Source organism: Sanguibacteroides justesenii (assembly GCF_003204205.1).
GTDB lineage: Bacteria > Bacteroidota > Bacteroidia > Bacteroidales > Marinifilaceae > Gabonibacter > Gabonibacter massiliensis.
In genome coordinates this window covers 45,878-59,163 of sequence record NZ_QJPL01000004.1, presented here as the reverse complement: position 1 = coordinate 59,163, position 13,286 = coordinate 45,878, and the positions used below count along the sequence as shown (strand labels likewise).

Sequence of the window (13,286 nt, the reverse complement as noted above, 5' to 3'; positions counted from 1 at the left end):
ACATGAATGACAAATTTATGAAAAAAAATTTACCGGACCGATGGAAATTGCCGGCTAAATGGAAAAAAACAATTTTAGTGATGAAAATGAGTCTTATTCTGATGGTATGGTTGACGATTTCGACATCGGCTGCCGTCTATTCCCAACACGAGACCGTAACCCTCGATGTAAAGTCTTCCACGTTGATCGAAGTATTGACCCGGATTAAGGATCAAACGGGAGTAAGGATTCTCTATAACGTGAGCGGTCTTCGCGGAGTTACCTGTAAGGATATCGTTTTGAAAGATGTACCTGTTGAAGATGCGTTGCGACGGGTTTTGTCGGGTACGGCCTTCGGTTACGAGCAAATTGAAGGAGTGTTTGTTATCAAGGCTGTTGTGAAAGATGAAAAAAAGTCGGTTACGATCCGGGGGTGGGTACGGGATAAAAAGGAGGAATTTTTGCCGGGAGTGACGGTAAGACTCCTCGGTACGAGTTTGGGAACGTCGACGGATACGAAGGGGTGGTTTGCCATCACCTTACCCGTTTTGAAAGGAACGTTGGAGTTCTCTTTTATCGGTTATAAGAAACAGAAAGTCGATTTCACTGAAAAAACCGATACGCTTCGCGTTGTTATGGAAGAGGATGTGGCAGCCTTGGAAGAAGTGGTGGTTCGGGCTTACGGAACGCAGAACAAAAGGGAGGTCATAGGGGCGATCTCTTCCGTGAAGGCTGAGGAGATGAAAGAATTGCCGACGGCCAGTATCGTGAATATGTTGCAAGGACGTTTGGCGGGAGTCAATATCATTCAACAATCTGGAGCACCGGGCAGTGCTTCGGTTATTGCCGTGCGGGGATTTAATTCTTTGTTGGTCGACGGGGCCAGTGACGGACAACCTTTGTGGGTCGTCGATGGGGTCCCGATGCACTCCTTTGTTTCACCCGTTACGGGAACGAATACGTTGGCCGATTTGGATCCGGCCATGATTGAATCCGTGGAGGTGTTGAAAGATGCTGCTGCCGCCTCTATCTATGGTTCCCGGGCCGGTAATGGGGTCATCTTGATCACGACTAAAAAAGGGAAGGCCGGTACGACCAAATTTGCGGCGAATATCTCTTATTCTGTTTCTCAGGTACAGGAGTATCCGTTACAGATAGGCGGTCGTATGGAGCGATGGTTTCGTAATCAGGTAATGAGAAATAGGCTGGCAACCGGTTATGATTGGAATAAACAATTGACGTACTATCCTTCTTCTTACGAATCGGTGTATTTAAGCGGAGGAACTTATGACGGATGGTGGGTAGACGGTAGACCGGATCTTTTGGGTAACCCCGTATTGCAGGATAGTTTGAATCCGTTTTATAATAATTCGACCAATTGGTGGAAACATATTTTCCGTACTGCAAAAGTAGTCAATGCCAATTTACAGGTTTCCGGCGGATCGGAACGGTTTCAGTATATGATCGGGGCCGGATGGTACGACGAAAAAGGAATCATGCTGAATTCCGACTATTCGCGGGCCAACATGTTGATCAATCTGCAAACCCAACCGACGAAAAAAATACGGGTGGATGCCCGGGTGATGCTTTCCTACGTGGATCGTAGTATCAGCAGGGATGACGGGATGGGAGGAACGAGAAGGTACGAGGGAATTACCGTAGATCCGTCGAAACAGAGTACGACTCTTCCGAACGATGGGTTGGCGGAGGATGAACTGTTGAAAAATATCAATCTCCAGAGAGACAGAACAGATGATTACCGGGCTATGGCCAGCATGTCGGTACAGTATAACGCTTGGAAAGGGATAACCTTGTCGGCTTCCGGAAGCGTGGATTATGCCCAGGGAAATAAAAATCAGTTTAAACCTTCCGTGCTGAATCCGGATGAGAAAGAGAACATGTCGGATGGCTCGATCGGGAGAGCGGTTCGGTTGGAAACGGAAGAGTTGCTGCATTGGAGAGAGAGCATCAACGAGGCTCATAATTTCGATCTTTTAATAGGATTGAACGTAAACAAAGAGCAACAATTTCTGATCGCCGGTTTTGGGAAGCGGGGGCCTAGTGATAAGATCTATTATTATTCACCTCCTTATAATCCTATATTCAATTACGGAACCGAAACAAATCCCGATTGGAGAGCAACGACTTCCTATAATTCGGATTTCAGGGAAAAGACCATGGTCAGTTATTTCGGACGTTTAGGGTATAATTACAAACAACGTTACTTGGTCGAGATCGGTTTTCGTCGGGACGGATCTTCCACTTTCGGAGAGAATCACCGTTGGGCCAATTTCCCCTCTTTTGCTCTGGGATGGGCCTTTTCGGAAGAACCTTTTATGCGGTGGGCCTATTGGTTAAACTGGGGGAAACTGCGCGGCAGTTACGGGACTTCCGGACAAATATTCACGAGTGAGTATATGGCTTACGGTTTATTTGTGGCAGGTGCTTCTTTTAACGGTAATCCTTCCGTAATTCAAAGTAAGCCCGTCAGTCCTAATTTGACTTGGGAAAAATCCAGTCAATATAACATCGGCTTGGATTTGGACATGTTTGATTATAGGTTGAGCGTAAAGATGGATTACTATTTTAAATATACCAGCTCCCTATTGTACAAGGTGAGACTTCCCGGAACTTTGTGGGGTGCGGAAGATCGGGATGAGAATGCGATGGAAGTCTCCAACGAGGGAATCGAATTGGAGTTGTTGGCGCATATTTTGCGATCCAGTAAATTGGGATGGCGTATGAAGCTGAATGTTTCCAGAGATTGGAGTCGTTTGGAAAAGACTTATACCGGTAAAGATATCGGGGGAGGATATAACGGTTTTGTAATCGGACGTCCCTTGGGATCTATTTATGCTTTTAACGATACGGGATATTACCAAAACGAGGGAGAGGTGCCCGTTTATACAGACATCAAAGGAAATAAATTGTTTTTAGGTGGCGTCGGAGCTTTCACGGGTGTCAGCGGTTTACTCGGAACCCAACGGATATCGGATGCGAGCGGAGATTACGATATACAGCCGAAGGATATGTATTATTTGGGATCGGCTTTGCCTTTAGTATATGGAGGATGGGTAAACGAGTTAACCTATAAAGATTTCGATCTGAATATTCTATTTAATTACTCTTTGGGACGGAAAATGATTAACATGCGAAATGCTTCTTTGTCGGGTACGGATGGCCCCGTGTTTGCGGATGTAAGGAAACTGACCTTCTGGCAAAAAGAAGGTGATCAAACGGATATGCCGGCGATAGGTCGTCCGTATTATCCCCAGGTACGTTCTAAAATAGAGCGGGTGAATTTGCTTAGCTTAAAGCAGTTGACCATAGGATATAATATGCCTAAAAAGGTGATGGAAAAGATCGGTTTTTCCGGGGCCCGCTTTTTTGCTACCGGCGAAAATCTGTTTTACTGGAGTAATTACTCCGGGGGAAATCCGGAAGTGGTGGATGTTTATAGCGGATTGGATGGCGGGATGGCTTATCCTTTGCCTCGTAAATGGACTTTAGGTTTAACGCTTAATTTTTAATACATGATGAAAAAATACATAGGGATCGGATTGATCGTGCTCTCTTGCTGTTGGGGGTGCACGGGGATGTTAGACGTGAGACCGGAAAATTCCGTCACCTTCAACAATTATTTTGATTCGGAACAGGATGCGGAATTTTTGTTAAATGCCCTGATGGATCAGGTAAGAACCTGTTTGTTAGGTGGTCCCGGATTTCATGCGGTTGCGGGAGCAATTATGGATACTACCAGTTTCTCGGATTATTACAATGCTTTGAATTTGCGTCCGGATACTTATAAAAATTCTGTATGGACTTCTTTTTACTACGCGATCGATAAGGCGGATTTAATACTGAATAACGCGCATCGTTTCCCGTTTTCGCAAGATAAATTAAAACCTTATTTGTTACAATGCTATTTTGCGAAAGCACTCTGTTATTTTTTTCTGGCACGGGATTGGGGTGAGGTGCCTATTATCAGGGGAGAAAAATATACCCCGTTGGCTAAAAGTTCGGTTGCGGAGGTACTGAAGGAAGCCGAAGAGTTAGCATTGAAAGCCATGGATTTGCCGATTTTTGAAGAGTTGAAGGATTATGCCGGAAATTCCCGTACTTTGAAACAATACGGATCGAAGGGAGCTGTCGCCGCTTTATTGGCTCATATTTGTGCCTGGCGGGCGGGAGTTTTAAACGAACCGGAATATTGGAAAAAAGCGGAAGAGTACTGTTCCATGATCATTGACGGAAAGGTTGGTTTTTATGATTTGGAGTCGAATCCCGAACTCGTGGCGGAGAAAACGATGTATCGTGACAGCAAAGAGAGTATTTTTGAGATATTCCGTTCCGTACAGGAAGAAATCAACCGTGCTCCCTATTTCGGTACGCAGTATGTCGGCTGGCCGGTTCGTTTGGATCGGGAGACTGAACCGAATTGGGTTTTTTATGCGGAAATTTTTAAAACGACCGTGAACGATATGTATGATTGGGAAGATTTACGCCGTGATAGTTGGTTTTGGGCATTGGATGCCGATACGATTTATTTGAAACGTGTTGACGGCAAAATCGAAGCACATTATTCGGGGGAAGAATATCTAAACGAAAGGCCTTTCTTTAAAATTAATTTAGCTTCATTAGGGGGAAAATACCGGGTGCTTGCCCGGGCTTCGGATACGACTGGCGGTTCGCAAGATTCAACGGATTGGCCCCAGGATTCGATACCGAACGATACCTCTTCCGTGGATACCTTGCCGTCCGATATCATTCGATTGTATGACAACAGAATGATCGAAAAGGCATTCGTAAATAAATTTCGTACTCCCTATTACAAACAGAATGATTATGAGGCCGAACCGGTATTCAGCGGGTTGGATATGAATAAGGTAATCTGGAGATTGGCCGATATCATATTGTTAAGGGCTGAATGTAAGGCTCGGCAGGGAAAAGCCGGTGGGGCCGAAGATTTGAACCGGATACGGGAACGGGCATACGGAAATCGAAATCACGACTATTCGGTTGCGGAAGGAGATTTACAATATGCTGTTTTCAAAGAGCGGGAAAAAGAGCTGATTTTTGAGGATCATCGCTATTATGATGCGGTACGAAACGGTTGGGATTACGTGCGACGGGAGTTATCGGGAGCGTATAGAAGGTTGACGGATGAAGAGTTGAAAGACGGCGCACTTTATTATCCCGTGTTTGGCGGAGCTTTCGTGAACAATAATTTGATGCGACAGAATACGTACTGGAATAAATTGATACAATAATAAATTATGAAAAAAATATATCGTTTATTAGGATTAATAAGTGTCGTTGTATTGATGGCTTCCTGCCTGAAAGACAACTATATCGACACGGGATTGAGTAACGGGCGTTTTAACGGAAGCCTGTTGGAGTACATGGAAGCGAATGCTTATGATTGGGATTCCACGGTACTTTTAGTTCGTCGTGCAGGACCTCGTATGGTTCGTATTTTCGAAGGAAAAGACCCGGAGTTTCCGGAGATCACTTTTTTAGGTCCGACCAATCACTCCATTCGCCGGTATTTAATACAAAACGGGTATAAGCAGGTATCCGATTTGGATCCGCAATGGTGTGAAGACGTGTTATTGAAGCATTTACTTAAAGGAAAGATCTATTTGGACGATATTCCGGCGGGACGCCCCACGGAGCGGGGAGAACCTATAGGAGTGGGAACCGGAGGAGATGATTACACGACGCTAAGCGGCCAGACCGTATGGTTGTTTACGATCCGCGGTACGTATGGCGGTTTGCCGGAAAAAGGAGCGAAGCAGATACAGGGATTCACGATTTACAGTTGGAAACGTATTTTTATAGCCTCCAGCAATATAGAACCGGATCATTGCGTGGTGCACTCTCTATATTACGGTTTTACTTTAGGAGATATGTAATTTTAATTTAAATGGAAAAGAGATATGAGGATGAAGTTAATCATAGGGAGTGCCTTGTTGCTCCTGACATGCAGTTGTCACCAGAAAACGATCGGCTACCTTCTAACGGAAGATGCCGGATATCTTCCGGATACCATGGTGATCCGCAAAACATTGGACCCGAAATTGGATTCTATTCGTATTGAAAGTCGGGCTCCTTGGGTTAGTTTGGCTATGCAAGGGTACGAAGGTACCGAGTTGATCGTTTTTTCGATCGAGAATGTGACTTCGACCGCTGGAGAGGAAGCTATTCGTTATTTTAAAGAAAATTTGTCGATCCGGGGAGCCGGTACGATGCTATTTCCTATCGATAATGATGCTGTTCCGGGGCGTTACGTGGTTTCCGTACGGTTAACCAATCCCGGTTATACTCAGGTAGTAAATAACGCCTTTACCTTTGTCGTCGAGCCTTAATATTTTGAATACTAACAATCTGTATGATGCTGTTTGCAAAATTGACGGACAGCATCATATACGCAAAAAAACAAAAGAATGAAATGGATAAGATGTTATTTGACGGCGGTAGTTGTTTTTCTGGCCGTATCAACCTTCGGGCAAGGTATTGAATTTATAGATGGAGGCTTGGATGCCGCTTTAATAAAGGCCCAGAAAGAAAATAAGGCCATTTTTGTCGATTTTATGGCAACCTGGTGCGGCCCGTGTAAGCAATTGTCGGCCGAGGTGTTCCCGGATAAGAAATTGGGTGATTATTTCAATACCCGTTTCGTTTCCTGTAAAATAGATGTGGATAAAGAGAAAGAGTTGGCTAAAAAATACAAGATCACGGGGATGCCGACTATGGTTTTTCTGGATAAAGAAGGTAACGAGTTAAAACGGGTGATGGGATTGATACCGGCAGCTCGTTTGTTGCATGATGCAAAGGTGGCCCTGGGTGAAGCTCCTGTTTTTGAAGCCTTGTGGGAACAGTATAAAAAGAACAAAAGCGATCTGACCGTTCAACAATCCATTTTGTTGGAAGCTCCGGATTTTGTACGGGGGAAGCAAGGAAAAGAGGCCGAGTTATGGAAAAGTCGGGTGGAAAAGTTGTTTGATTCCTATGTAAAAGTTAAAGATCCTGCGGATTTGATTAATACCGAAGATTTCAGGATTATGACCGCCTACAATCAGAAGATAGAAAAAAATAATAACGTTTTCAATCTTATCGTAAAACGTATGGAGGAGTTTAAGGCTGTAATCCCCTTGGAGATCTTGGCTAACTATATCGTGACTTACGAAAGTTCTTTAATCAATGAACTGGCCATGAAAGGAGATTTGGGGTATAAAGAGGAGATCAATCGGGTAAACGGAGATCTGAAATCGGTTTTTGACTTGGTAAAAACTCGTAAGATTCCGGTATATGACGTATTGACGAGCGAGGCCGATGCCCTCTACCAGATTTATGCTAAAAAAGACCCGGATGCTTACGTGAAAATTAAAAATGCATTTTTGGAGCGGATGGGAGCGGATGCCGGTCCGAACGAATACTACGGAACGGTGATGAATCTGATGGGGCCTACACAAGGGAGAATTACCGAAAATGCTGCCGAACAATGTATCCGATGGTTACAAAAATTGTTAGGTTATAAACTTGGGCCGGATAACCAGGGACAGGTGATTACCACCATGGGGGATTGTTACCTTATATTGAAAGATAAAGAAAAGGCAAAAGAGTGTTACAATCAAGCCTATCTTTTAGCCATTCAATTGAAGAACCCCCAGATGCAAGCGTTTATAAAAAATAAATTGGCGGCGATTGACGATTAAAGAATGAAGAGATGCTGTGATTAAAGGATTTAGTGATTAAGAGATTAGTTTAAATAGAGATCTGATTAATTTGTAATTATTTGTCAATAAAAGAGTTGTGGTGTGTTTTTGTTGGTTAGTGTCTTCTCTTTACGAGAAGGCACTTTCTTATTAGCACTTTGGGACGGGGTAAAAGTGCTATTTCGATGTTTCGATTATACAATAATGATTGTAAGTTCTGAATCATAAATTATACGATGATTGAACTTGACGTGAGTGAGATTCGTAAAAATAAAATATCTTTGTTTGGAACAAATTCGGATAAAGATGAATTTATTTCTAATGTTATCGGTTATGCTTGTTTTATTTACTCCCGTTGTTTCCTGTTCTTCCGCATCGAAAGGTTTTACTTCCTTATCAGAAGAACAGAAAGAGGTATTGGCATATCTGCCCCGTGATATTGTTATTTCACATCGTGGTACGACCTATTGGGCCCCGGAAGAGACGGAGGCAGCCATGCGTTGGGCCCGGAATACGGGAGGTGACTATTTGGAGTGTGATATACAACGGACAAAAGACGGGTATTTGTTAGCCTTGCACGATGAAGATTTGCAACGGACAACGGATGTAGCCGAAAAATTCCCGGAGCGGAAAGATGCTCCGGTGTCTGAATTTACCTTAGAGGAGTTATTGACGCTGGATGCGGGGAGCTGGTTTAATAAGGCCTGTCCGGAACGGGCAAGAAAAGGTTTTTCCGGATTGGATATCTTAACCTTGGAAGATGTAATCCGTATTGCGGAGGGGAATCGAATTTTGCGGGATTCGACCGGGAAGCGTCTTTACCGGAAAGAAAATGGAAAAATTATCATGCAGTACGAGAAAGATCCGGCAGATAACGGGAATCGTCCCGGAATCTATCCGGAGACCAAAGAACCTCGCTTGTTTCCCGGAATAGAACGGGATTTGCGAAATGAATTGGAGCGGTTGGGATGGTATGCCGTCGATAGGGATTCATTAAAATCCGTTCCGACAACGGAAGGGAAGGTCGGGATCGCCAATACCCCGGCACGGGTGATTTTACAGACTTTTTCTCGGGAATCCTTGAGAAAACTGCGGGAGGCTTTTCCCCGCTTGATTCCTACCTGCCAACTGTTATGGTTAGGTGAAAATGATATGAAAAATGATGCCCCCGAAACGTATGCGAAGTGGGTCGATTACGCAATCGAGCAGGGAGCCGTGATCATGGGGCCCAGCATCGGGGGAGAGCCGAACAGGTACGATGATTTGTTAAAACCGTGGATGGCGGCTCTTGTTTTTAACTCGGGGATGCAAATACATGCTTACTCTTTTGACACGGAAGAACAGATGAAGAAGTATTTGGGGAGCACCTATGTTTTGGAAGGAGTAGGCAAAAGAAATTTAGTGGATGGACTTTTCACCAATTTAACAGATGAAACGATTCTTTTTTATAGAGATCATATAAATTTTGAGAACCGACAGAAGAATAAGCCGTTAGAGTCTTCCGAAAAAGTTCTTGAGCGTTTAGGATACTGACCTTACTCGATCCCTCGGGAGATAGTGGGTTATTATATACGCTAACATTCAAGGTTTACGTGATGGAGAATGTCCGTGATTGAATCGTAATAATTGAAAATGGATTAATAAATATTAGTCATTTAAAAATGAGATCACGTGTGGATAATAATATTAACTTTATTCTGTTGTGATATTTGTGATTTAAACGTTATTTTTGACAAATTCACAAATATAGAGCATGAATATGAACTTTTTTAACATCAAAAGAGTCGCTCATTATGAAGCAAAAATAGTAAGGCGTAATTGGTTGTTCAGGACATTTGCCTTGTTTTCTTTAGTCGGGATTCTAATTCTTCAGATACTGGTACAAAGTAATATAATGCAATGGACTTCATGGAATACGATCGCATTATCTTCCTATGTTCCTTATTTCAATGTTTATTTATTCGGTATCGTTCAGGCTGTACTTGTTGTTTTTTTTACTGTTATTCAGTGGGATAAGGATCGGAATAGGGTAGAGACCACGTGTGTCCGTTCATTGAGTAATGCGGAATATGTGATCGGTAAAGCTTGTGGGATGATTCAGGTCTTTATGGCTTTATCTTTGTTATCCCTTTTATCGGGAGCTATTATAAACATTTTTTTTACAAATGCTCCTTTTAACGGATGGATGTATTTTTTTTACTGGATTGTGTTTTTGTTCCCTTCCCTGGTGTTTATTATTGGTCTTACTTTTTTATGTACAGGTCTGGTTTCTGATAAACCGTTACTTGTTTTAGAGTTATTGTTATATATCTTTATTACTTTATATTATTCGGACGACTACTACCAAGGACTTTTCAATTTTTTAGGAGGAGGTGTACCTGTCACGTTATCGGATATTTCGGGTTATCCGGATTTAGGTGGTGTCATGTTACAACGTTTGAGTTGGTTGTTTTTGGGTATGGGGTTTATCGGTTATTCCGGCGTTTTTTTTAAGTGTCTTCCGATTCGAACGGGCCGTGTTGCTGGCCTCGGTGTGTCGACATTTATTGTTGTGCTGGGGCTTATTTGCGGTTTTTCGTTATGCATGCGGCAATATCGATATGTCACTCTCCGGGATGATTACAGAGCGACTTACGAGAAATACCGTTCGAATCGTAAATTGACACAGTGTAATCAAGTTATTACTTATCGACAAGAGGAGGACCAGCTGACGGTAAAGACACGACTACGTTTAAAAAATGAATACAAAGAAACGGTGAATCCGGTGCTTCTATACTTGAATCCCGGTTTGCGGGTTAACCGGATATGCATAAATGGTGAGAGAGTTGATTTCTACAGGGATAATCAAGTGATCGTGCTTAATGAGGCGGTGGAAGGAAAAGGTTTATTGGATTTGGAAGTAGAATATTCCGGAAGAATAGATGAATCTATTTGTTATCTTCAGCTATGTGACAATTACGTGGCGAATACATGGAATGTCGGCTCTGAGCTTTTCCGTTCTGGTAAGAGATATGCGATATTAGAAAAAGAGTATACTTTACTCACTCCGGAGTGCATTTGGTATCCGGTTTCAGTTCCCCCGGTAAATCCGTCCGATGTTTATGCGGTAGAAAAAAACTTCACGAAATACGGTTTGAAGGTAGTCGGGGAGACCGATCGCACGGTTTTGTCGCAAGGAGACCGGATCGAGTCGAACGACACATTAATTTTTAGGAATGAGCATCGGTTGTCCGGAATATCTTTGTGTATCGGCGATTACAAGTGTTATCAAATGCAGGTGGACTCTGTTTTCTATGAATTATTTGTCGTGGAGGGACATGATGATTTTATGGAACATTTTAATCGGATAAAGGATTCTATGACCGGTATTATACGTGAGTTTAGAGATAAAATTGAAAAGAAAAATAATAGAAAGTATCCTTATGAACGTTTCATGGTTGTGGAGACTCCAGTTGCTTTTGCCGCTTATTTCCAAAGCGAGAGGGGAGGTGGTGGGAAGGTACAACCCGAGATGATCTTTTTACCAGAAAGGGGGGTCGGTTTCAAAAACATGGATTTGGCGAGAAATAAGCAGACATACCGGAAAATAACGAATGAAGAAAAGATGGAAAATGTAGAGAGGAGTATATTGACACAATTATTAAATCATATATTTATATCAGAATACGGTAGTTTTATGGAGAAAAACCCGTTGATGAGACTTTTCGTACCCTATTCTTACGGTAGTTATACGTTAAGTGGCAGTCCGTTTACTCTTAATCCGTTGTTTTATAATCATGTGAATCAATTGTATTCACGGGAATACCCGATCTTAGATGCCGTATTAAATAATTTGTTGAACGGGGCGGATACGGTGCAATTTGATCGGATAGATAATTTCGAAGTCAGTAGTCGTTCACATCAATTGGCCGTGAATTATCTTAAAAGTCATAGTTTAAAGGAAGCTTTAAGAGATCCGGGAGTCACATCCGATGTTTTATATCAACTTATAAAATTAAAATCTGTTGCTTTGAGAGAAAGCTATTTGGGGCTGACAGTCTCTTATTTTGATTTTAATGCGTTTATAAGACAATATTGGGAGGATCATAAATTTCAAAAAATTGATTTTACCTCGTTTGACAAGGAATTTACGGAACGATTCGGGATAAGTTGGTGTAGAGTACTACCGGAATGGTACACGGTAAAGCAGATACCCTCTTTCGTGGTCCAAGATGCATGCGTGGAAGAGATTGCAGAAAAGGGAGATAGGAGTTCGGTGGATCGGCGTTACCGAATCCACGTGAATGTCTATAACGAAAGTGAAGTGGAGGGGGTGGTTGTATTGACTTATGCGAAATTGCCGGAAATAGGGAGTAACAGTAAAATAATGTCGTTGTATACGAAAAACGTTTTAATAGAAGCTAAAAAGGCGAAAGAAATAGTTATCGTAACGGAAGGCAAGCCTACATCGGTTTTTTTGAACACGATTCTTTCTGGGAATATACCGGCATTAATCCCTATCGAATATTCTGGGAAGGTGACATATGAAGCGAACCCAGGGGTACGAGATATTGATGTCTCCCGTTTTTTCCCACAGGAGGGAGAATGGATTGTCGATAACGAATCGGGAGGGTTCAGCATATGGCAGGCAGCGACGGGAGATCGTACGCCTGGATGGTTGAAACCTGTTTCTTTTGCGGATACTTATGACACGTATAATGTTATGATGGCGTCGGGGGTGTGGTCGCTAGTGACACATTATGGTTTCTACGGGAGACGGGTAAGGAGCGGTTGGATGAAAAATTGCGGGGGTGGGGCATCTAAAGCAAAATGGTCGGTGAAAATAGAGAAATCCGGATATTATGAGGTTTTAGTCCATATACCAAAATACGTTGGTTTGCAACGAGTGAAGAGATTGCCGGGAGGTTTTTTTGTTCCCTCGTCAATTTCGGATAGAGAGTTGAAACAAAATTACATTGTACGGCATGATGGACAGGAAACGGAAGTTTCGGCGGCAATCGTATCGTTGGAGGACTGGGTTTCTTTGGGACGTTTTTATTTCTCATCGGGAGAAGCCTCTGTCGTGCTGACGGATCAAGGTAGTGTCGATGACCAGATTATATACGCGGATGCCGTGAAGTGGGTTTTTAACGGAGAAAATGAGGTTCCCGAGAGGTAAAATATTTTAACGCAATTTTGAATGTTATTTGGATTGAAACCAGTATTATCTATATTGGTAGGATGTTGACATTGTAATTGCGTAAAATATGGAGAGGATCGAATATATGAAAAAGTTGAGGTATGATTATGAACTCGATTTCGGAGACATTTTATGAGTGTGATAATTTGTTAAATCGCAAATACAAGTCTTATTTTTGGCTCAGGGATATAGAGGCATGGTGATCCTTGCGTTACGAAAGTGCAGATGAGAAAATAACTGGAAGATGACGATATTTTAAAAAGAGTTGGTGAACGAAATGTGGTAGATGTTATTTCTTTAAATTTAACAAATGAAATAATTCTTTTTTTATTATAACTATATTTTTTTTGATAATAAATTGAATAACATAATATTATGATATTTTGTGGTATTCGTCGGTAATTTTAGAT

7 protein-coding genes are annotated in these 13,286 nt (G+C 42.4%); all 7 read left to right on the top strand.

The annotated features are described in order from the left end of the window. Positions 1-2 precede the first annotated feature (2 nt). Positions 3-3,509, top strand: coding sequence for a SusC/RagA family TonB-linked outer membrane protein (locus DMB45_RS07280; protein ID WP_236684999.1), 3,507 nt, complete (start codon positions 3-5; stop codon positions 3,507-3,509). A gap of 3 nt (positions 3,510-3,512) precedes the next feature. Continuing rightward, entirely contained in the window at positions 3,513-5,249 is a 1,737-nt protein-coding gene (locus DMB45_RS07275) for a RagB/SusD family nutrient uptake outer membrane protein (RefSeq protein WP_052649428.1), read from the top strand. 6 nt (positions 5,250-5,255) lie between these two features. Further along, positions 5,256-5,894: a lipoprotein gene (locus DMB45_RS07270; protein ID WP_041501999.1), complete on the top strand. Its 639-nt coding sequence runs from the start codon at positions 5,256-5,258 to the stop codon at positions 5,892-5,894. Between the two features lie 24 nt (positions 5,895-5,918). Next, complete coding sequence (locus tag DMB45_RS07265; RefSeq protein ID WP_041501998.1) at positions 5,919-6,347, top strand: hypothetical protein; 429 nt, start codon at positions 5,919-5,921, stop codon at positions 6,345-6,347. Between the two features lie 78 nt (positions 6,348-6,425). Further along, positions 6,426-7,697, top strand: coding sequence for a thioredoxin family protein (locus DMB45_RS07260; protein WP_041501997.1), 1,272 nt, complete (start codon positions 6,426-6,428; stop codon positions 7,695-7,697). Between the two features lie 306 nt (positions 7,698-8,003). Next, entirely contained in the window at positions 8,004-9,230 is a 1,227-nt protein-coding gene (locus tag DMB45_RS07255) for a glycerophosphodiester phosphodiesterase family protein (protein ID WP_052649429.1), read from the top strand. A gap of 220 nt (positions 9,231-9,450) precedes the next feature. Then, positions 9,451-12,855: a carbohydrate-binding protein gene (locus DMB45_RS07250; protein WP_041501996.1), complete on the top strand. Its 3,405-nt coding sequence runs from the start codon at positions 9,451-9,453 to the stop codon at positions 12,853-12,855. Positions 12,856-13,286 lie beyond the last annotated feature (431 nt).